This window comes from Veillonella sp. 27098_8_77 (assembly GCF_041431535.1).
GTDB lineage: Bacteria > Bacillota > Negativicutes > Veillonellales > Veillonellaceae > Veillonella.
Genome location: NZ_JAPVXW010000011.1, coordinates 44,060 through 66,274 on the forward strand (window position 1 = coordinate 44,060; position 22,215 = coordinate 66,274).

At 39.2% G+C, this 22,215-nt stretch carries 20 protein-coding genes and 1 tRNA gene; 18 read left to right on the plus strand and 3 right to left on the minus strand.

All coding sequences use genetic code 11. The features are described from left to right. Window positions 1-335: 335 nt before the first annotated feature. Complete coding sequence (locus O3617_RS07390; protein ID WP_371449364.1) at window positions 336-2,462, minus strand: autotransporter outer membrane beta-barrel domain-containing protein; 2,127 nt, start codon at window positions 2,460-2,462, stop codon at window positions 336-338. 378 nt (window positions 2,463-2,840) lie between these two features. On the opposite strand from O3617_RS07390, the gene O3617_RS07395 reads away from it, so the two are divergent. Both O3617_RS07395 and O3617_RS07400 read left to right on the plus strand, forming a co-directional pair. Further along, window positions 2,841-3,437 carry a DNA-3-methyladenine glycosylase I gene (locus O3617_RS07395; protein ID WP_371449365.1) on the plus strand — a complete coding sequence of 199 codons (597 nt, stop codon included), beginning with the start codon at window positions 2,841-2,843 and terminating at the stop codon, window positions 3,435-3,437. 256 nt (window positions 3,438-3,693) lie between these two features. Beyond that, entirely contained in the window at window positions 3,694-4,878 is a 1,185-nt protein-coding gene (locus O3617_RS07400) for an MFS transporter (RefSeq protein WP_371449398.1), read from the plus strand. A gap of 85 nt (window positions 4,879-4,963) precedes the next feature. Here the strand turns inward: O3617_RS07400 and O3617_RS07405 are convergent, their stop codons facing one another. After that, window positions 4,964-5,950: a GMP reductase gene (locus tag O3617_RS07405; RefSeq protein WP_371449367.1), complete on the minus strand. Its 987-nt coding sequence runs from the start codon at window positions 5,948-5,950 to the stop codon at window positions 4,964-4,966. Between the two features lie 194 nt (window positions 5,951-6,144). On the opposite strand from O3617_RS07405, the gene thiT reads away from it, so the two are divergent. From thiT to O3617_RS07485, 16 genes are all read left to right on the plus strand, one after another. Next, window positions 6,145-6,675 carry an energy-coupled thiamine transporter ThiT gene (gene thiT / locus O3617_RS07410; RefSeq protein ID WP_371449368.1) on the plus strand — a complete coding sequence of 177 codons (531 nt, stop codon included), beginning with the start codon at window positions 6,145-6,147 and terminating at the stop codon, window positions 6,673-6,675. Further along, entirely contained in the window at window positions 6,668-7,792 is a 1,125-nt protein-coding gene (locus O3617_RS07415; protein WP_371449370.1) for a molybdopterin-guanine dinucleotide biosynthesis protein MobB, read from the plus strand. Before thiT ends, O3617_RS07415 begins: the two co-directional genes overlap by 8 nt. Next, on the plus strand, window positions 7,773-9,008 hold the full coding sequence (locus O3617_RS07420; protein WP_371449371.1) for a molybdopterin molybdotransferase MoeA: 1,236 nt from the start codon (window positions 7,773-7,775) through the stop codon (window positions 9,006-9,008). Before O3617_RS07415 ends, O3617_RS07420 begins: the two co-directional genes overlap by 20 nt. A gap of 248 nt (window positions 9,009-9,256) precedes the next feature. Beyond that, entirely contained in the window at window positions 9,257-10,279 is a 1,023-nt protein-coding gene (locus O3617_RS07425) for a helix-turn-helix domain-containing protein (protein WP_371449399.1), read from the plus strand. A gap of 306 nt (window positions 10,280-10,585) precedes the next feature. Then, window positions 10,586-10,852 carry an ABC transporter permease gene (locus O3617_RS07430; protein WP_371449373.1) on the plus strand — a complete coding sequence of 89 codons (267 nt, stop codon included), beginning with the start codon at window positions 10,586-10,588 and terminating at the stop codon, window positions 10,850-10,852. A 168-nt stretch (window positions 10,853-11,020) separates the two neighbouring features. Continuing rightward, the gene (locus O3617_RS07435; RefSeq protein WP_371449401.1) at window positions 11,021-12,037 is read left to right on the plus strand and encodes a helix-turn-helix domain-containing protein; all 1,017 of its coding nucleotides are present in this window, start codon (window positions 11,021-11,023) and stop codon (window positions 12,035-12,037) included. A 314-nt stretch (window positions 12,038-12,351) separates the two neighbouring features. Further along, window positions 12,352-13,254 (plus strand): L(+)-tartrate dehydratase subunit alpha, encoded by a 903-nt coding sequence (ttdA, locus tag O3617_RS07440; protein WP_371449374.1) that lies wholly within the window; start codon window positions 12,352-12,354, stop codon window positions 13,252-13,254. Continuing rightward, window positions 13,254-13,865: a L(+)-tartrate dehydratase subunit beta gene (ttdB, locus tag O3617_RS07445; RefSeq protein WP_105084375.1), complete on the plus strand. Its 612-nt coding sequence runs from the start codon at window positions 13,254-13,256 to the stop codon at window positions 13,863-13,865. The genes ttdA and ttdB overlap by 1 nt, the downstream gene beginning before the upstream one ends. A gap of 103 nt (window positions 13,866-13,968) precedes the next feature. Next, complete coding sequence (locus O3617_RS07450; protein WP_371449375.1) at window positions 13,969-15,237, plus strand: SLC13 family permease; 1,269 nt, start codon at window positions 13,969-13,971, stop codon at window positions 15,235-15,237. A 108-nt stretch (window positions 15,238-15,345) separates the two neighbouring features. After that, a complete protein-coding gene (locus O3617_RS07455) occupies window positions 15,346-17,016 on the plus strand; it encodes a formate--tetrahydrofolate ligase (protein WP_371449377.1) in 1,671 nt (556 codons plus the stop codon). A gap of 70 nt (window positions 17,017-17,086) precedes the next feature. Further along, window positions 17,087-17,704, plus strand: a complete 618-nt coding sequence (locus tag O3617_RS07460) for a cyclodeaminase/cyclohydrolase family protein (RefSeq protein ID WP_371449378.1) — start codon at window positions 17,087-17,089, stop codon at window positions 17,702-17,704. A gap of 163 nt (window positions 17,705-17,867) precedes the next feature. Next, window positions 17,868-19,190: a nucleobase:cation symporter-2 family protein gene (locus tag O3617_RS07465; RefSeq protein WP_287532663.1), complete on the plus strand. Its 1,323-nt coding sequence runs from the start codon at window positions 17,868-17,870 to the stop codon at window positions 19,188-19,190. Window positions 19,191-19,363: 173 nt separating this feature from the next. Continuing rightward, window positions 19,364-19,804 carry an MOSC domain-containing protein gene (locus O3617_RS07470; protein ID WP_371449380.1) on the plus strand — a complete coding sequence of 147 codons (441 nt, stop codon included), beginning with the start codon at window positions 19,364-19,366 and terminating at the stop codon, window positions 19,802-19,804. 19 nt (window positions 19,805-19,823) lie between these two features. Then, entirely contained in the window at window positions 19,824-20,789 is a 966-nt protein-coding gene (gene moaA / locus O3617_RS07475; protein ID WP_371449382.1) for a GTP 3',8-cyclase MoaA, read from the plus strand. A 1-nt stretch (window position 20,790) separates the two neighbouring features. Then, the gene (locus tag O3617_RS07480; protein WP_371449383.1) at window positions 20,791-21,093 is read left to right on the plus strand and encodes a hypothetical protein; all 303 of its coding nucleotides are present in this window, start codon (window positions 20,791-20,793) and stop codon (window positions 21,091-21,093) included. A gap of 107 nt (window positions 21,094-21,200) precedes the next feature. After that, window positions 21,201-21,276: transfer RNA gene (locus tag O3617_RS07485), tRNA-Lys, on the plus strand. Window positions 21,277-21,343: 67 nt separating this feature from the next. Here the strand turns inward: O3617_RS07485 and O3617_RS07490 are convergent. After that, on the minus strand, window positions 21,344-21,781 hold the full coding sequence (locus O3617_RS07490; RefSeq protein WP_371449384.1) for a BRO family protein: 438 nt from the start codon (window positions 21,779-21,781) through the stop codon (window positions 21,344-21,346). Window positions 21,782-22,215: the final 434 nt, after the last annotated feature.

The window sequence follows — 22,215 nt, forward strand, 5'->3', positions numbered from 1 at the left end:
ATATATTTTACATAGTAATCGAATATTTCTTAATAAAATGACTGTTAGCAAAACAAAAGGCCCCCTTCACAGCAACCATCTAAGGTCGCTCATGAAGAGGGCGTTTTGCATTGTAGTAAGAAAGTTAGTAAACATTTAGACGGAATCTAAATGTATGTATATAAGGCCATACAGCTTACGATAAGAGGGGGGAAATAGCATCCTATTGGAGTAGTATTGCATAAAAAGGGAAAATATATTAGGATGCGTCTCTCATAGATATGCAAGGGATATACAGGGGGAGATATCTATGGTTGTACAACTATATGGCCGTATATAACGGTATGTAATATAAATTAAAATTTATGAGTAAATCCAGCGTTTACGCCCCAGTCTGATTGGTAATCACCAGATAGACCGGTAGTAACGTCCGCATATACGCTGTTATTCGTATTGAAACCATAACGGCCGCCGAATGCGAGCTCAGTCCAAGTGCCTTTGAGGTCTTGTTCGGTCAATTTTACGGAATTACCACTAGCATAGGTAGTTTTCACATTACCTGTGAAAGCATGACCTGCCGCTAAGCGTGTATATAGGTTACCATTGCCGAATTGCTTACCTACTTCAAGGCCGAGTTTGCCAGATGTACTATTTACACCGGCTTGGTTAACGGAAACATTATCTGCTGTAAAGTTACGACCACCGAAGTGTGTGTAGTTTAATTGAGCTTGTGGCTCTACATAGAAACCATTGTCAGATTTTATCGTTTTTCCGTAGCGAACGCCGATGCTATAAGCATTGGATTTTACATCCCCAGATTTAGCTTGGCCGATTTCATTACGAGCTGTAAATTCATTAGAGATACGACCTACTTGAGAATTTACCTGTACGTATTGATCCTTACCAAGGTCTTTCAAACCATAGGCGCCAACAGCGTAGGATTTCACCTTGCCAGAACCATTGAATACATAATCTTCAGAACCGCGTAGGTAAGAAACTTGTCCACCAACGGTCCAGTCACGGATCGTTTTAGTATCATAACCGCCTTGGATGCTTGTGTAATCAGTAGCTGTATTGATACCGTCATTAGAATAATTATATCTACCGCCACCAATACGTGCCCAAATACCTGTTGGCGCACCTTGTTGTAATTGGTTTGTACGATTCATATCGTTAGTCATTGTACGCCATGCGTTAATATTGCCAACTACAGCAGAGCGAATGCCACGCATATGCGGTGTATCGTAAGCACCTGGAGTTATTACAGGACTTGGTGTTACCGGCGTAGGCGCTGGGGTAACAGGCGTAACCGGAATTACAGGGGTAGGCGCCGGAGTCGCATAGGAACCTTGTCCATTAGTGCCTTGCCATGTAATAGCACCTTCTTTTTGATCTGTTGTTAATGCTTTTTGGAAGCTTGACACGATGCCATTAGAAACGATGGATACAGTACCAGAAAGATTTCTTTCACCATTCATATAATTTTCGTAATAGAATTTGTGCGCTAGGTTATCTAGAATCTTATTTACATTGCTTTCAGAGGACGTATCGAGCTGATCGCCTGTTACATAGCCATGCACGCCAGATCCTGTTGTAGCAGATTTTACGATGAAGTTGCCGCCTTCGATATCAGATGCATCAAGGCCTGTTTTTTGAGCGGGCGGTTTAGCGAAGTTCAAACCAGTACCAGCGCTCATGTCGTAAATGACATTGATGTGGCCGTCCAAGTTATTAACGTGAATGTCGCTGCGGGAATCTTGAGAAATACGGCTGAATCCTTCACGTGTACGCGTGCCTTTGAGGTTATTGATGCTGCTGCGCGCTGTTTTTCCATCAATTTGGAATGCTTCCAAGCCACCCATGTTATCGTGGCTCCACATGCCACCATCAAAGGTCATATTGATTTCGCCGCCCTTATCTTCTAAGGTATTCACAGCCTTGCCGGTAAATTGGTTAGGGCTATTATGAGCCCGGCCTAGACCGATGTTGATCACAGATGGTTGCTGTTGTTGGTATGGAGGCATTGTTTTGTCAGAAACGAGCACATTACCTTGCATATTGAACACTTTGTGCTTTACAGTGCCTGCATCATCGACACCAAGATTAATTTTACTATTATAGGCAAACGCTACTGGATATGGTGCATCCCATGGGGCCGTACTCACATTCATAACCCCGCCATCCACTTGAATGGAACTATTATCTAGCATGCCTGTAATGAAAGCTGGTTGGCGATGGCGCTTAGGTAATTGGTTTTGATCAGGTGTATCTAAGGAGGCAATAGTCACTTGACCGCCGTTTGATGCAATGACACCTGTTGCCGTCGTATCGCCAGTGCTTTCAAATTTACTTTCAGAACCTACTGCAAACACATTGCCATTAGAACCGAGGCCTGCTGCCGCCCACGTGCTAGGGAGGGCCACTGTAGATGATAACATGGTCATCATTACAGCGGACAATAATATCTTATTTCTCGCTCTCATTCTCTTACACCTCAACTATATTACTTAATTTGTCATTTATTTTTATATTGTGAAAGACTCTTCATAAATGAATATATATCTATCGGTTGATTTAATACTCTCTTATATAATGAAAAATAGATATATACTCACTTTACAAAGAACTTGTGTCTAACACATTTAAAATATATTTAAAATAATATAACATTTTTCGTGAATTGTAAATGAATTTAAATGATTTTGTTTTAAAAATATTTAAAATATTAATAGATGGATTACATATTAATGTTTTTAAATCAGCCGTACGGTATTCTTTACAAGTTTAGCGAGTATAGGTATTATTTTATGTGTAAAGTGATTTCTATTCATAAGCTGGTCGTATTCTGGAAAGGAGCTTTCATGAAAGTTACTTGTTCTTGGCCTACAACGCCGCTGTATCAGGCGTATCATGATTATGAGTGGGGGCGTCCGATTCATGATGACCAACGTCAATTTGAACATCTATGTTTGGAGAGTCTCCAATGTGGCTTAAGTTGGCTTACCATTTTGAATAAACGAGACGTTATACGTCATTGCTTTGAACATTTTGATGTTGATGCGGTAGCTCAATATACGGAAACAGATATAGAGCGTATTATGAGTACAGAGGGAATGTTAAAATCCCGTAAAAAGATAGAGGCTATTATCAATAATGCGCAGGCGTTTCAACGCATTCAAGACGAGTTTGGATCCTTTTGTGAATATATATGGGCTTTCACCAATTATAAAACTATTATTTACGAAGGTCATCCAGAGGGAAGGGTGCCTGCTAAAAATGAATTATCTACACGCATTAGTAAAGATCTCAAAAAGAGAGGATTCAAATTTGTAGGGCCTGTGACCATCTATTCCCATTTACAAGCCAGTGGACTCATCAATGATCACGGTAAGGATTGTCCGTGTTTTAATGAGATTAATGAGGCCAATCCTGTGGTTTATATGACAATAGATGATTAATATAAATAGAACCGTATCTACTGAAACATAGATATGGTTCTTTTGTGATATTTTTATAGTCATGGGACTTACATTTTTAATTTAAATTTAAATTTTAAGAACCCTCTTTACATTATGTGTAAAGAGGGTTACTATATTCTCAATATAATTTTCTTGTAGTTAAAATGGTTTCCCCTAGAAACGCATGTTATCGCGGTCTAGCGGATACAAAAGGGCCTTTCTTCGCCGAACGGTTCTAGAAACCAGAAAGGACATGATGAGCGAACAAGTTTCCGTTTCAAAATCTAATATTCGTGGTGCTTTTGGTGCATTTTTTATCCCTGGTATGTACACCGCCTTATGGGCCGGATTTGTGCCATATTTAAAAGCGAAACTAAGCATCGGTGAGGATGTATTAGGTTCCATGATTTTGTTGCTCGGTGTAGGTTCTTGTTTATCAATGGCTATAGCCGGTAAGCTTGTAGAAAGCTTGGGCTGTAAGAAAGTCGTTTTATTGGCTAGTTTTATCGGCATGTTGTCTCTGGCTGTTGTTACCATGTGTTCTACAATTGTGACAACCACAATAGCCTTATTCTTCTTTGGTATTGGCGTAGGCCTTAGTGGTGCTTCTGCCAATCTACAAGCTATTTTAACGGAAAAGGTAAGTAAAAAGCATTTAATGGGCGCTTATCACGGTGGTTGGAGCCTAGGTGGTTTTGCGGGTGCCGGTGTATTGCTTGTTCTCTTAAAAATCTTATCTTTACCTGTTAATGAAAGTATTTGGGGCCTTCTTATCATTCTCTTTGTTGCGATGGTCGTAGTTAGCCAATTTATGCTAACCTTTGGTAGTGATCCGAATGCAAAGGTTATGAAGAAGTCTAAAAGCCCATTGTCATTTCATCCAATTGCTATCATTTTTGGTCTATTGTCCTTTGTATCCTATTTAGTAGAAGGGGCCGTAGGGGACTGGAGTGCACTTTACTTATTTGAAGATAAAGGTATTGTTATTCAAGAAGCTGTCATGGGCGTCATGCTTTTTAATGGTACCATGTGTATTGGTCGCCTTCTTGGCAATACAATCGGTAAACATGTAACTTCTAAGCAAGTTGTTGTAGGTGGTTACTTACTAGGTGCTATTGCTATGGCACTCATCGTGTTCTTACCTGGCCATGCTTCTATGTATACGTACTTATTACTAGGTATCTCTTTAGCCATGGTTGTACCAAATCTATTCTCCGCTATGGGGGAACAAAATGTTATTCCTATGACACAAGCTGTGGCAACATCTACTATGCTTGGCTATATGGGCATTTTGATGGGGCCTGCATTAATTGGTTTCATTGCTCATGGTACAAGCCTTACCATTGCATTCATTGTATTGACTGCATTGCTAGTTATCAGTGCTGGTATCGGCAAATATGCATATTATTTAATGAATAAAAATTGTGGCGTAGAAGAATAGTTTCTTCGTTTAGATGCTGCAAATAAAAAGAAGAGGGGCTGCGATTCGTGTGAATCGTAGCCCCTCTTAGTATGTTAGTAACCGATTAGCGGTCGCCGTTGAAGATGGAGTTTTTAACAAGTACGTAGTCTACCTTGCGGATAGCTTGTAGAGTAGTACCACCAGCGTAGGAGATAGCAGATTGTAAATCTTGTTCCATTTCGATTAATGTATCGAAGATAGAGCCTTTGGAAGGAATGAAGATTTTTTTACCTTCTACGTTTTTACGTTCCCCTTTTTGGAATTCGGAAGCGGAACCAAAGTATTCTTTTACAGCTTTGCCGTCAACGATTTTTTCTTCCCCTGGAGATTCTTGGTGACCAGCGAATAAGGAACCAATCATAACCATAGTAGCACCAAAGCGAATAGATTTAGCAATGTCGCCGTGATCGCGAATGCCGCCGTCAGCGATGATAGGTTTTGTAGCTGCTTTTGCACACCAACGTACAGCCGCCAATTGCCAACCGCCAGTACCAAAGCCCGTTTTTAATTTTGTGATACAAACCTTACCAGGACCGATACCTACTTTTGTAGCATCAGCACCAGCATTTTCAAGTTCACGAACTGCTTCTGGAGTACCTACGTTACCAGCAATAACAAATGTTGTTGGTAAATTCTTTTTAATGTATTGAATCATGTCGATAACAGCATTAGAGTGACCATGTGCGATATCGATTGTGATATAATCAGGAATAAGATTAGCTTTTGCTAATTCATCAACTAATGCGAATTCTTCTTCCTTTACACCGATGGAAATAGAAGAATATAAGTTTTTTTCTTGCATGCGTTTTACAAAGTCAAGACGGCGTTCAGGTTGGAAACGATGCATGATATAGAAATAGCCTTTTTCTGCTAGTTTTTCAGCTAACTCTTCATCAATGATAGTTTGCATGTTTGCAGGAACTACAGGCAAGTTAAATGTACGATTACCTAGTTTAACATGAGTATCACATTCGCTGCGGCTGTTTACGATACATTTATTAGGAATCAGTTGTACGTCTTCATAATCGAAGATGTTAGTTGTATTAATCATAGTTTCTATATCTCCTTTGAGGTATAATAAATTGAACCTGTACCATTATACTGAATTTGTTTTCAATTTTCAATACATTCCGAATATTAAAAACACTCATATAGTTATTATACAATTTTATAGGTAGCTTGTCTGTACATTTTCTCTATGTTCAGCCCATTATATAAACATTATATTAATAGGAGGTTATTTTAATGGAGCATTCCAAGACACGCATGATAGCAGAAGCTGGTGTAGCTATTGCTATTGCACAAGTATTATCTTTTATTACACTTTTTCATATGCCACAAGGCGGGTCCATTAAGGCCGCATCCATGGTACCTCTCATGATTTTTGCATATCGCTGGGGTGGTGCACGCGGTATTTTGGCTGGCGTTGTATATGGCATACTTCATTTCTTGCTCGGTTTTAAATCATCTATCCATTATCTCAGCATCATCTTAGACTATCTTGTTGCTTACGGTGTTATTGGTGTGTGCGGGTATTTCAAGGACAATATGACAGGTCTTGTTAGCGGATCTATTGTTGCAATTGCGCTTCGCTGGTTTGCGTCCGTAACAAGTGGTGCTGTTGTATTTGCTAGTTATGCACCGCAAGGTCAAAATCCATGGATCTACTCTATGATTTATAATGCATCTTATATGGTGCCAGATGGAATTCTTAATATTGTTGTGTTGTTGTTTATTTACCAAGGGATAAAAAGAGGGTTGAAACGCGGTGCTTAATTTAGGCGTAATTATTTTGGCCGGTGGCCTAAGTTCCCGCATGGGATATCCTAAGGCTTTATTGCCTTGGACGAATGGTGAAAGCCTCATTTCTCACGCGTTGCGCAATGCATTAGAACATGATGCCAATGATATTCTCATTTCTATTGGTGACGATGAAAGTCTAGGTCAAGCCATTCAAGCTAATATTATCGACACATTGTCGAATAAAGAGAAAGAAAAAGTTTCTATCGTTCGGGATTCAGTTCCTCGGAGTGGTCCATTAGGCGGATTATATAGCACATTAGCCGTAGGCAAGAGTCATGCCTATGCGGTGTTAGCCGTAGATATGCCATTTATGGACTTTAATTTATATTACGATTGGCTCTATCAAGTAGAGGGCGATGACTGGCATGTGATTGTGCCTGTTGGTGAAAGCGGACGCTATGAGCCGATGGCGGGGATATATAAGCCATCCATTGCTCCATTATTGCAAACTGCTTTAGCTGGAGACGATGTGTCCTTGCATCATGCATTAGATATTGTAAGACCTGTGGTAACTATCGATGTAGGTGATTCCTGTCATCATTTACGCAATGTGAATCATGTAGAGGATTATAAGTGGGCCCGCGCAGAGGCTGTTAATGCGAATCGTCATGTTCCACTTATCAGCGTGGTTGCTGAAAAACGTAAGACTGGTAAAACTACGGTGGTAACGCGACTCGTTAAGGAATTAGAACGAATTGGGTTCTCTGTAGGCGTTGTAAAAAGCGATAAACATGGCTTTCACATGGATTATGAAGGAACTGATACGGATCTCGTTATGAAAGTAGGCGCCACAGCCGTAGCCATTGCAGGCCCAACGGAAACGGCCATACGCATTCGCACTGAAAAACAATCTAGTCTGTATGATTTGGTACAGCAATTACCTGTAGATATTGCTATACTAGAAACGAGATCTCAAGGTATATTTCCTATTGTAGAGGTAACCAGAGAAGGGTATACTGAATCGCTTATATCTAATGATATAGAACGTGTAGGAACCATAGAGGTTAATGAATTAGATCAATGCATACCGGCTTTGGTATGTCGAATACAAAGTATGATGAGGAATTTAGATGATAGCCGTTACTGTTGATGAAGCGCTTCGTTTGTGGAATGAGGCTTTACGAGAACAACATCATAGCATCGAATCCGTTGCCGTTGGCGACGCAAAAGGATGTGTGTTGGCCGAAGATGTTTTGGCACCTACCGATGTGCCCGCTTTTCATAAATCTGCTATGGATGGCTATGCCTTAGCCTACGAACCTAGTCGTGATGAATATATTGTGGATGGAATTATCGGAGCCGGTGTCGTATGGGATAAACCTGTAGCAACAGGCCATGCCGTACGTATTATGACCGGTGCTCCTGTACCAAGTACATGCGATACTGTTATCATGCAAGAACAGGTGCAAGGAACTGGCGAAGTAGGGACTACAATTACTATACAAGGTACGCAACAAAAGGGTAGCCATATTATCCCTCGTGGTGAAGAATGTTCCGCAGGGACCGTTGTCATACCAAAGGGGACAGAAATAACCTCTACAGTACAGACTATTTTAACTGGTTTAGGGTATACGGATGTATCTGTGTATGCAATGCCACGTGTTCTCGTTCTTACATCGGGCCATGAAGTTATTGAACCGGGCGAACCGTTGGCGGCTGGTAAAATCTACAATTCTAATCGTATGATGATTTGCAGCTTGCTAGATGATTTAGGTTTCCGGTACGTTACGCACTATCATGTAAGCGATGCACCGGATAAATTAGACTCAGAAATTGCACGCGTTCTTGAACTCAGTGAACAAGCCGATATTATTATTAGCTCAGGCGGCGTATCTGTAGGCATATTTGATACAATGCCTCTTATATATGAAAAATTAGGTGCTAAGACCCTATATGAACGCATCCAAATGCGTCCAGGTGCAGCCTCCTATGGAGCCGTTACGCCTAAAGGTCAACTTATCTTTGGCTTATCTGGCAATCCTGGTGCAGCCTTTAATGGTTGGTATCTATTAGTTGTTCCTACATTGCGTCGACATAAAGGTATTAAAAATTGGTCCACCCCAGTACTTAATTGTGTAATGGACTGCGATCTATCTAAACGTAATGCCTTTGATCGCTACGTACAAGGCAAGGTTATATTCGGCGATGGACAACCACGTTTCGTGGCAAATCGTCACTTTAATAGTAGCAGTATGCTTGGATTATATACTGTTAATGCCTTAGCCTGCATTCCGCAAGGTGTACATGAGGTACACGAAGGGGATATATTTAAGGTATATTTGCTAGGCCTCTTGCCAACAATATAATAAATTACATGGGGACTCGTATATGAGTCCCTTTTTAAATTAGAACAGGCCTGTTCTAATTTTTTGGACCATATGTATAGGCTCATTGCAAATAGAACAGGACTGTACTAATTTTTGGAACAGTATGTATCGGAATAGATATTAAAAGATAAAGATATTATTGACCATAATTAAATGAATATATCATAATTAAAGCATCTCTTTGATTGGAACGAGATGCTTTTTTGCATATGGAGTGGTTAGATGCTATGGATTATTTCGATTATACCTATAAGCACAATTATATAGAGTTTAGTAGCAGTATATATAGGGTTGGTACTTATACTTACAATTGGCACGGAGGGACCGAGATTTTTATTCTCTTGAAAGGTCGTGTCGAGATGAGTTGTAATGATGAGACTTTTACGATGGAACCTCTTGATGTTGTCATTATTTCGCCTCAGGTAGGACATTCAACACTCGCTCTTGAAGAGGATGTGGTTGCCTTTGTTGTTCAGGTCGGTAATGAATTTTATCAACAGTATGATCCGGATTTTGGCATGTATGAGTTTGTTATTCGTTCTGATGCGAGCACACGTCGTAATGAATTCTTTACGACTTTACGCCATCATGCGGCGATGACGATGTTGTTAATGAATAAAGGTGAAAACCCAATTCATCGTATGTGGATAGAGCATCATTACTTGGCTTTGGCTGGTGATGTATTTAGGGAATTTGATTCAGTCAAAAAAGTTCATGAAAATGCAAGACCTGGTGATATTAAACCTGCTACATTTGATAAAATGATTGAGTATATCGACGAACATTACCAACAAAAGTTAGAACTAGAAGATATTGCGAGAATAGGTGGCTATAATGTGGCTTATACATCACAGTTCTTTAAACGGCAAATGGGCATTTCCTTTGTGGAGTATGTGTTGCGGTTGAGACTACGGGATGCTACGACACAATTAACTAGTACGGATGAAGCTGTTGCGAGGATTGCAAGTAGTTGTGGATTTGCAGATATTAAAGCCTTTAATATAGCTTTCAAAAAACATTTCCATATGACGCCAACAGAATATCGGAAGCAAGTGAAAGAAATTGGACGTAAAACGATAGTACAAGATTCGAAGGAAATTATTTCGGCTGAAAATCAAGATGTACTAGACCTATTGCATTCCTTCTTATCTTATGAAGATGACGCTAGAGCAAAGGCGGAGTTAGAGTACATGAGCCATAAGCTAGAATCATTGAAAGCAAAGCTCGCTGATGTTGTGAGTGAGTTGTAATTATTGGGAGTGGCAAAATATTTTTGTACTATATAGAAAAATTAGACCTGGGTGATTTTCTATATATTTAAAAATCATATATTTATTGGAAGAGCATTACTGTTGATAAGTAGTGCTCTTTTTTATAGGAGAATCTATAGATTTTAGATTGATCAAAATGAGAAAAATAGTGATAATTCGATATATTTTTTCTGAGTTTACCTAAAAAACTACCTTTTAATATGGATAGTTATATCGACCAAAACGAGTAGAATATGATTCATCAGATAACAAACACGTATTGAGTTACTAATTTTGGAGGATATAATGACTCGTATTAAATTCATGGAAAACGTAGGTAAAGTTGCAACAGTTACAGCCGTAGCAATGTATGTATCTTATTTCCCACAAATTATGAACAACCTAGCTCATCCAGGCACAGGCGATTGGATCCAACCATTAGTAGCAGCTATCAACTGCACGTTATGGGTAGCGTATGGCTTGTTTAAAGAACATAGAGATGTTCCAGTTGCATTGGCCAATGCACCAGGCATCTTCTTCGGCTTAGCAGCAGCTATTACAGCTCTTATGTAATTTTCTACATAAGAGCTTCACATCGAATTCTCTTTCGTGGGAATTGATGTGACTCAATCAATAAATAATCTTAAGATGCTGTTGACCGTTGTTAAACATATATATCATAATAAATGCATCCCTTGGATTTATTAGGGATGCATTTTTATGTTAGATGATGAGGTAATTATGGATTACTTTTACTATACCTATAAACATAATCACATAGACTTTAGTAGCCATATATACAAGGTTAGTACCTATCATTACAACTGGCATGGAGAAACAGAGATCCTCATTTTGCTAAAGGGCCGTATCGAGATGAGTTGTAATAGTGAGGTTTTTACAATGGAACCTCTCGACTCTATCATTATTTCCCCTCAAGTGGGGCACGCCACGTTGGCATTAGAGCAGGATACGACGGCATTGGTTATTCATGTAGGTAAGGATTTTTTTCAACAATTTGATCCAAACTTTGGGATGTATCAATTTGTAGTACGTTCAGATGAAATGAATCGCCACAATCGATTTTTTACGTCTTTACGCCATCATGCGGCTATGATGATGCTTATAATGGCTGATGGTGAAAGCTCAGCTAATCGTTTAGGGCTGGAGCATCACTATTTGTCATTGGCGAGTGATTTATATAGTGAAATTGATGTTGTTAAGTCGATTCATGGTAAGCCTGTTGATATGACGGTAGCTACCTTTGATAAGATGATTACCTATATAGATAAAAATTATCAGCAAAAGATTGAATTAGAAGATATTGCCCAAATCGGTGGTTATAATGTGAACTATACATCTCAGTTCTTTAAACGCCAATTAGGTGTTTCCTTCTTAGAATATGTGTTACGCTTGAGACTACGCGAGGCTACTGTTCGATTGGCTAACTCCACAGATAGTGTGGCACATATAGCTAGTGATTGTGGATTTGCAGATATCAAAGCCTTTAATGTGTCCTTTAAAAAGCATTTTCATACAACCCCTTCAGAATATCGTAAGCAAGCAAAAGAGATGGGGCGCAAGACTAAGCTACATGATTGGAAGGAAATTATTTCCACTCAAGAACAAGATATTATAAGAATACTAGAATCCTTCGTTCCTTATCACGATGATTTGCAATATAAGGTTGAATTAGATAAGGCCAATCAAAAGTTACAGACTGTGAAGAAACAACTTAAATCTGTTGTGGAAAAATTATGATATACAATCATTAGGTATAGGTGATTTTGTATATTTGTTAATCCTATTAAAAGATATGGTGAAAGAGCACTGCTTTTCGATAGCAGTGCTTTTTTTGCTTATATATAGGCAAAATTGTATATTATTAATAGTCTAAAAGAGGATTATTAGGGGGATTTTGTATGAGTTTAATAGACTTTCACAATCGAAAATGAACTTGTAAATTGGATAGTTATATCCTGAAAAAAGAGTACAATGAAATCATCGAAAGGAGCTAAGGTTCCTAAACAGAATTAATTAGCATTTAAATAATGAAGTCCTGTTGGAGGTTTACGATGAGTACGAAAGAACAACAAGTACAAGAGATGACAAATGTCATTGCCAAGTTCATTGCTTATATGGCAAAGAAATTACCTGATGATGTGGAAGCTAAGATTAAAGAATTAGCAGCCGATGAAAAAAATCCATTAGCTAAAACAATTTATGAAACAATGCATAAAAATATGGATCTTGCTTACGAATTGAATCGGCCTTCTTGCCAAGATACAGGGGTATTACAATTCTGGGTGAAGGTTGGTTCTAACTATCCATTAATTGGTGAATTGGAAGAAATTTTGCGTAATGCTACATACCAAGCTACACAAGATGCACCACTTCGTCATAACTGTGTTGAAACATTCGATGAATTCAATACAGGTAAAAATATTGGCCGTACAGCACCATATATCATGTGGGATATCGTTCCTGATCGTGATGATGTAGAAATCTTCCCTTACATGGCTGGCGGCGGCTGCTCCTTGCCAGGATCTGGTAAAACATTGATGCCAGGTGAAGGTTATGAAGGCGTTGCTAAATTCGTGTTAGATTTGATGACAAGCTATGGTTTGAATGCATGTCCTCCATTATTGGTTGGTGTTGGTATTGCTACATCTATCGATACAGCAGCGGTTATGTCCAAAAAGGCTTTGATGCGTCCTGTATCCTCTAAGGCTGAAAACGAAAAAGCAGCATATATGGAACAATTACTAGAAGATGGTATTAATGCATTACATCTTGGACCTCAAGGTATGGGCGGTGATAAATCCCTTATGGGGGTAAACATCGAACATGGTTCTCGTCATCCATCTGTAATTTCCGTAGCTGTTAACGTTGGTTGCTGGAACCATCGTCGCGGACATATGGTATTTGGTAAAGACGGTAAGTACGAAATTCTATCTCACAAAGGAGTGACATTCTAATGGCTAAACATATTTTGACAACACCAATCCAAGCATCTGATCTTGAAGGTATTAAAGCAGGGGATATTATTTACTTAAATGGTCACATCACAACATGCCGTGATGTAGCTCATCGTCGTCTTGTTGAATATGGTCGTGAATTACCAGTAGATGTTCGTAACGGTGCCATCTTGCATGCTGGTCCAATCGTGCGTGACCATGGGGATGATAAATTCGAAATGATTTCCGTAGGTCCTACTACATCTATGCGTATGGAAAAATTCGAATATGAATTCGTAAAGCAAACTGGTGTACGTCTGATTGTAGGAAAAGGCGGTATGGGGCCTGAAACAACACGTGCATGTAAAGATTTTGGTGCTCTTCACTGCGTATTCCCAGCAGGTAATGCCGTACTTGCTGCTACAGAAGTAGAAGAAATCGAGTCTGCTAATTGGCGCGAGCTCGGTATGCCTGAAACCTTGTGGACTTGCCGTGTAAAAGAATTCGGTCCACTCATCGTATCCATCGATGCAGAAGGCAACAACTACTTTGAAAATAAAAAAGTAGAATACAATGCAAAAAAAGAAGAAGTGTTAGAAGAAATCTATAAACACGTAAGCTTCATTAAATAATTGCATTGTGAAATGTAACTACATAGGAGGATTATACGGATTTTGTAGAATCCTCCTTTTTTGTACCCTTTTTTAGGTATATGACACGTATTGGGAGGTATTTATGGATACGAGTGTAATGATAACTCTTGGCTTTTTAGTGTTTGCCATTGTCATGTTTGCGTGGGAGAAAATCCCATTGTCTATTACGGCGATGATTGTAGCCGTTGGTTTACATCTAAGCGGTGTATTATCTGCAAAAGATGCATTCGCAGGTTTTGTAGATCCAAATGTATTGCTCTTTATGGGGATGTTCGTGATTGGTGCAGCCTTCTTTGAAACAGGTGTGGCTGTAGAGGTAGGGAATGTAGTTCATAAGTTTGCGAAAACAGAAACATCCTTACTTGTTGCTGTTATGATGATTACAGGTATTTTATCTGGTTTCTTATCTAATACTGGTACAGCTGCTGTACTGATTCCTGTAATTATCGGTATTTGTAAAAAAAGCGGTTTTAAACAAACCAAATTGTTGATGCCCCTCGTATTTGCCGCTGCTATGGGTGGTAATATTTCTCTAATTGGTGCTCCTGGTAATATGATTGCCCAAGCGGGCTTGCAACAAGCAGGTTTAGGCTCTTTTGGTTTCTTCGATTATGGTTTAGTCGGATTACCAATACTTATCGTAGGTACTATATTCTATGCTACAATTGGTAAACGTTTCTTGCCAGATGCTCCAAGCCATCAACCAGATGGTGCCTTTGAAGGCAATGATGATTATAGTCATATACCATCTTGGAAGAAATGGGTTTCTGCATTAGTATTGATATTAACAGTTGTGGCTATGATTTTTGAAAAACAATTGGGTGTAAAACTCTATGTAAGTGCTTGGGTTGGTGCCCTTGTGTTGGTGGCTACAAATGTTATTAGTGAAACGGCAGCGGTAAAATCTATCGATATGAAAACAATCATGCTCTTTGCTGGTTCTATGGCTCTTGGTGATGCAATGGTTAAAACTGGCACAGGTGCTGTTGTAGCAGATCTTATTGTTAATAGTCTTGGTGCGAGTCCATCTCCAATTATTGTATTAGTTGTTGTTTTTGTGCTTGGCGTGTTTATGACAAACTTCATGTCCAACACTGCTACATGTGCATTATTAGTTCCAATCGGTCTTAGCTTAGCATCTCAACTTGGATTTGATCCAAAAGCGGTCTTGGCAGCTATTGTAATTGCTAGCTCTTTAGCATATGCTACTCCAATTGGTATGCCGGCTAATACAATGGTTTACAACATAGCAGGCTATAGCTTTATGGACTATGTGAAAGCTGGTTTACCACTCATTGTGGTGTCTAGTATTGTTGCATTAGTATTATTGCCAATTTTGTTCCCGTTTTAATATAAGAAATGATTAGACATAATCCATACTTTCACATATAATAGAAAGGTAACGAGTGTACAAATATACATTCACAGTAGACAAAACAGGTGGATATGAGGAGGAATTATGCTTACCGATATTGAAATAGCTCAACAAAATAAGATGGAAAAAATTCAGGTTATTGCTGATAAATGTGGTCTTACGCCTGATGATATAGAGCAATATGGTCATTATAAGGCAAAAATTTCCTTTGATGCCATTAAGCGTTTAGAAAATAAAAAAGACGGGAAATTAGTTCTCGTTACGGCTATTACACCAACGCCAGCAGGGGAAGGTAAATCTACGACTTCCATTGGTTTGGTACAAGCATTAAATAAAATCGGTAAGAATGCTATCGCCGCACTTCGCGAGCCATCGTTGGGACCTGTGTTCGGTATCAAGGGCGGTGCTGCCGGCGGCGGCTATGCACAAGTTGTACCAATGGATGATATTAATCTTCATTTTACAGGCGATATGCACGCTATTACGGCAGCAAATAATTTGTTGTCCGCTATGATTGATAATCACATCCATCAAGGTAATGAGCTCCAAATCGATTTGCGTCAAATTTCTTGGACTCGTGTTCTCGATATGAATGATCGTGCATTGCGTAATGTAACGGTTGCACTGGGTGGTAAGGTTTGTGGATTCCCACGGGAAGATCATTTTATGATTACCGTTGCCTCTGAAATCATGGCTATTTTATGCTTAGCTAAGGATTTAGAAGATTTGAAAGCTCGTTTTGGACGTATCGTAATCGGCCCAAATCTTAAAGGTGAACCGGTGTATGTACATCAACTCGGATGTGAAGGTGCGATGGCACTTCTTATGAAAGATGCTATTAAACCAAATCTTGTACAAACATTGGAACATACGCCTGCCATCGTTCATGGCGGTCCATTTGCCAATATTGCTCATGGTTGTAACTCTGTGGTGGCTACTAAACTCGGCATGAAGCTTGGCGATATCGTGGTGACAGAAGCCGGTTTCGGCGCTGATCTAGGGGCTGAAAAGTTCCTCGACATTAAATGCCGTTATGGCGATATCTTCCCAAATGCTGTTGTCATCGTCGCTACATTACGCGCTCTTAAAATGCATGGTGGCGTGTCAAAACAAGAATTAAATACAGAAAACGTAGAGGCTGTGACAAAGGGCTTCAGCAATTTACGTAAAGCTATTGAAAATATGCGTTTCTTTGGTGTACCTGTTATGGTTGCCATCAATAAATTCGTTACCGATACGGATGCAGAAATTGCGGAGTTAACACGGTTGTGCAATGACTATGGCGTGCCTGTAGAGCTCAATGAATGTTGGGAAAAAGGTGGCGAAGGTGGTATCGATATGGCGAAACGCGTTGTGGAACTCGTGGAAGGTAGCGAACCAACACCTAAATTCGTATATGAATTAACAGATAGCATCGAAGATAAAATTGGTAAAATCGTTCGCACTATTTACGGCGGCGATGGTGTTACATTTGGAGCAAAGGCGAAAAAACAAATCGCTCAATTAAAAGAGTGGGGCCTTGATAATCTACCTGTTTGTATGGCAAAAACGCAATATTCTTTATCCGATAATCCAGCCTTATTAGGCGCACCTACGGGTTTTACAATCAATGTAACGGATATTCGTGTTGCTAATGGTGCAGGATTCCTAGTATGCCGCACCGGTGATGTTATGGTTATGCCAGGTTTACCTAAACGCCCTGCTGCACTTAACATGGACATTGATGCGGACGGTACTATTAAAGGATTGTTCTAATTAATATGTTATTGTAATGAACATAGTATACAGAGGGGGCAATAGCCCCCTTTGTTATTGAGGAGTATATATGGATTTATTGACGAGTTCTGTAAAAGATTTTGTGGCAGCAACTGCATCTAAGGAGCCTACACCAGGTGGCGGGGCTATTGCGGCATTGACGGCAGCTACAGGTGCAGCATTAGCTGAAATGGTAGCGAATTTAACCTTTGATAAAAAAGGGTACGAAGATGTGCAAGAGGAGATGCATCTTTTGCAACAAAAATCTGAGGTTATTCGTGAGAAAGCACTTTCACTAGCACAAGCAGATGCTAATGTATTTAATTTATTTATGGATGCCTTGGCGTTGCCTAAAAATACGGACGAAGAGAAATTGGCGCGTACTACTGCGATTCAACAGGCTTATAAGGATGCAGCTAATGTACCATTAGAAATCGGTATGATTAGTTATGAAATCTTTGATCTTGCGTATACTGCAGCTACAAAGGGGAACCAAAATCTCATTACTGATGGCATTATTGCGGCCATCAACGCGAGAGCCGCTGTAAAAGCCGCTTTTTTAAACGTACGCATCAATCTATCTGGTATTAAGGATGAAAGCTATGTAGCTGATTTAAAAGCGCAAATGAATCAAATTGAATCTGAATTAGATGAAAAGGAAGCATCCGTTTTGGCTTTGTACAAATAAATGGACGATAACATACTTTTACACGTGTAATGTTCGGAAAATATAAAAATAGAGGGCCTTAGAAAATAAAATTTCTAAGGTTTCTCTTTTTCTATTGTTAAAATCCGAATAATAACGTAAAATATAAGTGTAATGTTTGTAGTTTAGAAAACAGGAGACCATTATGTCAGAACAAAACAATACTGTTGACTCTATGTTGCCAATACCTAAGCTGTTTGCCTATGGTTTACAACACGTATTAGCAATGTATGCCGGTGCTGTAGCGGTACCAATCATTATTGCGCAAGCTATGCATTTGCCTGTAGAGGATTTAATTCGACTTATTACAGCGGACTTGTTTACTTGCGGTATTGCCACACTTATCCAAACATTAGGGTTTGGCAATATTGGTGGTCGTATCCCGATGATTCAAGGTGTAACCTTTGCCTCTGTTGGACCTATGGCCATGATTGGGGCCCAACATGGTATGACCGCCATTTACGGTGCCATCATCATAGCCGGTATTTTTACTTTCTTAGTAGCACCATTTTTTAGTCGTTTAATTCGACTCTTCCCACCTGTTGTAACAGGCACCATTATTACAATCATTGGTATTAATCTCATGCCTGTAGCTGTAAACTGGATGGGGGGCGGTGTAGGCAATCCGCAGTTTGGTAGTCTTACCAACATCGGTCTCGGATTCCTTACATTCTTAATCGTTATCTTTACTTATAAATTTGCCAAAGGTTTTCTTGGTAATCTTTCCGTTTTAATTGGTCTTATTGGTGGTACAGCTATTGCTTTTGCAATGGGCGTAGCTAATTTTGCTGAAGTTGGCAAAGCTCATTGGCTGGCTATGATTGAACCATTATACTTTGGATTACCAACATTTGATTGGGCCTCTGTACTTTCCATGGTAGTTGTTATGCTCGTTGTTATGGTTGAAACAACTGGTGATAGTATTGCAATCGGTGAAATCGTAGATAAAAAAATCGATCGTAAGGAATTGGCATCCATTATCCGTGCCGATGGTCTTTCCACTGTTATTGGTGGTATTCTTAACAGTTTCCCATATACAGCATTTGCTCAAAACGTTGGTCTTATCGCTGTAACACGCGTTAAAAGTCGTTTTGTAGTAGCTGCATCTGGTGTAATCTTAATTCTATTAGGCTTATTCCCTAAATTGGCGGCTGTTGTAGCAAGCATTCCAAATGCAGTGCTCGGTGGTGCTGGTATTGCCATGTTTGGTATGATTATTGCTAGCGGTATCCGTTCTCTTGGTAAAGTTAATTTTGATGGCAATCAAAACTTGATGCTTGTGGCGATTAGTATCGGTGTTTCCATGATTCCTATCGCTGCACCAACATTCTATGCGCATTTCCCAGCATGGGCTCAAATTTTATTAAAATCTGGTATTACATTCGGTAGTATCATGGCTATCCTCCTTAACCTATTGCTCAATGGCGTGAACAAGGGCGATGAATTCAAAGAAATGGGTCGTCGTTAATCGGCTTTCACCATTATTAATACTAAGAACTCTACTCGTAGTGGGTAGGGTTCTTTTTTTGAAAGTAATAATCTCCAAATAGTGACTAAACTCACAGGGGTTACACCTATATACTATGGTATAATAAATTGATAAATTTAGATGATTTGTTCCCATAAGAAGGGAAGGAGTTTATGGCTGAAGGTAAGATTATTGCCATCTCGATTAGCGAGAAAAAAGGGCAAAAGAAACATAATATTGAATCTGCCAATCTCATCGTAGATCACGGCATGGAAGGCGATGCACACGCAGGTAATTGGCATCGTCAAATTAGTTTACTCGGCATTAAGAGCATTGAGCATATGCGAGAAAAAGGGGCCGATGTAAAACCTGGCGATTTTGCTGAGAATATCACCGTTGAAGGCATTGTATTATATGATTTACCAGTCGGTACAAAATTACAACTAGGTCCTGAGGTGTTATTAGAGGTCACACAAATTGGTAAAGAATGCCATCAGGGCTGCGAAATTATGAAACAAGTTGGATCATGTATTATGCCTACGCAAGGAATTTTTGGTAAAGTTCTAAAAAATGGTACAATTAACGTAGGTGATGAAGTATCAATTATTAAATAAGTATGTAAAGAGGTGTACTATGAAGGACGCATGGGGCCGAACAATTGAATATGTACGTCTGTCGTTGACAGATGCGTGCAATTTTTGCTGCCCTTATTGCAGACCAGCAGAGATTACACCACAGAGCCAAACCCAGCTATTATCTGTAGATGAGTGGATGATCGTATTGGGTGCCTTTCATCGTCTAGGTGTGAAAGCGGTGCGCCTTACAGGGGGAGAACCATTACTATATCCTCATATTGAGGAGTTGTTAACGCGTATAAACCAAACAGGCTGGTTTGAGGATATATCTATGACTACCAATGGTAGTTTATTGGCACCTAGAGCTGCTAAATTAAAAGAACTTGGCTTAAATCGCGTAAATATTAGCCTTGATTCCCTCGATAGCGATGCCTTTGCTCTATGTGTGGGCAAAGCTAACCAGCTCGATTCTGTTCTAAATGGTATTCAAAGTGCTATTGATACAGGATTTACATCTGTTAAAATCAATACCGTTCTTTCACGTCATTGGACTGATGAAGAAGTTCGTGCTTTGCTAACATACGTAGAAACGTGGCCTGTGATTTGGCGTTTTATTGAATATATGCCATTCCAAGGCGATGCTTTCCATGGACCTACCTTTGAAGAATGGAAATCCCAATTAGAACGAGTTAGTGGTGGTATCCTCACTGAAAATCACGATGTGTACGGTTTTGGACCTGCCACGTATTATAATTTACCGAGTGGTAAGGAGATTGGGTTCATATTCTCCATGTCTCATAGTTATTGTGATACGTGCAATCGCGTTCGACTTACATCGGACGGACAAATGCGCCTATGCCTCTTGCGTGATGATGAAGCTGATTTAGTATCTCTTGTGCGTCAAGGACTTAGTGAAGCTGAATTGGCTAGTCATATCGAATGGGCATTGCAGCGTAAACAAGAACGTCATGATGGGATGACGATGGATCAACCAGAACGACCTATGTGGCGCATCGGAGGGTAGTATGGGCTTTTTTGATTTTCTGAAACCGAGAAATAAACAGTATGTTGAATCCTGTTGGCCTGGTGGCAAAATGCTACAAGTCCACATGGAGTACGATACACAGAAACTTATATTTACTTATATAGGCCGTTATGGATTACAATTTAGTGTGCCTAAGGTTGATGTAACAGATATTATTGTGAAAGAAGTAAGCCGCACACATAGTGTCATTCAAATTTATCATGGTGAAGAATGTGTAGGCACTTCAGATATCATTCCTACAGAGGCTTGTGAAACGATAAAGGATTGGATGTTACAGTTCTAACATCTTATATAGATAGATAAGCTATAAATCAAATTGATATATTTTATGGGAATGTAATAAATATTCTTTACATTCCCATAAAATAAGCATATAATAATTCATGTCATGGACCACTAGCTCAGCTGGCAGAGCACCTGACTCTTAATCAGGGTGTCCAGGGTTCGAACCCCTGGTGGTCCACCAAAATAAACCCGCACTACGGTGCGGGTTTTTCTTATTGTCTGTCAAAGATAACACTCTTTCTTGTGTATTATTTTGAAAGCTTCTTTTGTCTTTCTTTTTTTATTTGTTGGATACTTTTAGTCGGTGTAGCTAAATCTTCTTTTTGTAATTCTAATTGCTCTTGTTCGTGAGTTTTTACCGCAAAATAGGTTTGAGCTAATGCGATTACCTCTTTACGAGGATCACCATTCATAACGATTAAGTAACAAGCGTATCTAGAGAGTACTATATCTTGTATACTACGTTGTAAGTTAGCCCCAACATCTACCAATTTGTTGATGTCAACAAATTCGGATTGAACCGTATGACCATTGGCTTTACAAGCATTTTTTGCCTTTTCAATAATTTTATAAAAATTTCGCCATTCGGAGTATTCGAGTATTTCTTGTAAATCTCGAGCATACCAATACTCATTGCCATCATCATCTATTTGTTTAATAGATTCAAAAGGGGACTGGTAAATCAAATGAAACTAATCCGTGAAATTGGGTTTAATATTTATGAAAATACCAGTACGTTAGAAAAAGAAGTTATGAGTATTGTTAAGTGGCATAAGTAATAAAATAATTATTTACAATGGAAAAGTAAAACAGTCTACTGAACTAGATATTATCTAGGTTGGTAGGCTGTTTTTTCTTATAAAAACATGGAAAATTCTCTCGCACATAACACGGAACCGCGTTATAATGCAGACATAAGTAAGGAGGTGATGCCATTAAAGTTGTTAAGGAAGATAACAAAAAAGTGGTTACCGATAATAACCGCGTTTATCCAACTTGCAATAGCGATAATACAGTTATTAAATCAGTAACTACAGGGGCTCGTAAGAGACCCAATCTTCCTAACTATTATAACAATGGCGAGCATATGATTTTAAGATTAACTTTAATAATTAGTATT